At 59.1% G+C, this 514-nt stretch carries 2 protein-coding genes; both read left to right on the top strand.

Features of this window, described 5'->3' with window-relative positions; genetic code table 11:
- Window positions 1-309, top strand: a 309-nt coding sequence (locus tag ABD006_RS17945; RefSeq protein ID WP_343844127.1) for an ABC transporter substrate-binding protein, incomplete at its 5' end; no start/stop codon positions are given.
- Window positions 310-318: 9 nt separating this feature from the next.
- On the top strand, window positions 319-486 hold the full coding sequence (locus ABD006_RS17940) for a hypothetical protein (RefSeq protein WP_343844125.1): 168 nt from the start codon (window positions 319-321) through the stop codon (window positions 484-486).
- Window positions 487-514: the final 28 nt, after the last annotated feature.

Below are 514 nucleotides of genomic sequence, written 5' to 3'. Positions count from 1 at the left end.
CTCGCCGATAAAAACCTGGTGCAGCAGGGCTACGTGACCTCGGAGCCGTTTTCCGACGCCAAAGGCGGACAGCCGTTCTATGTCTATCCGCTCAGCGACTGGGGCTACCCGCCCTACGGCAACTCGATTATCTGTATGGCCGACACCATCCGCAAACGTCCGGCGGCGGTGGCGGCCTTCGTCAAAGCCTCCATGGAAGGCTGGAAAAGCTACCTGCAGGATCCCGCCCCCGGCAACAGCCTGATCGGTAAAGCAAATCCGCAAATGGGCGCCGAGCAGATCGCCTTTGGCATTGCCCAGATGAAGTAGTACCAGCTGGTGACCGGCGGCGATGCTAAGTCCGGCGGCATCGGCATCATCACCGAGCCGCGGCTGAAGAAAACCTGGGACATGCTGGTGAAAAACAAACTGATCGACGCCAGCAAGGTGCCGTTTGAGCAGACTTACACCCTGGAGATGGTCAAAGACGCCGGAGTGATGCCATGAATACCGCCCCGAAACTGACCGTGATGAG

The sequence above is a fragment of the Salinibacillus aidingensis genome, assembly GCF_039522525.1.
GTDB classification, from domain to species: Bacteria; Bacillota; Bacilli; order Bacillales; family Alkalibacillaceae; genus Salinibacillus; species Salinibacillus aidingensis.
Note: the sequence above shows the minus strand (reverse complement) of the source record. Positions and strands in the feature narration are given on the sequence as shown.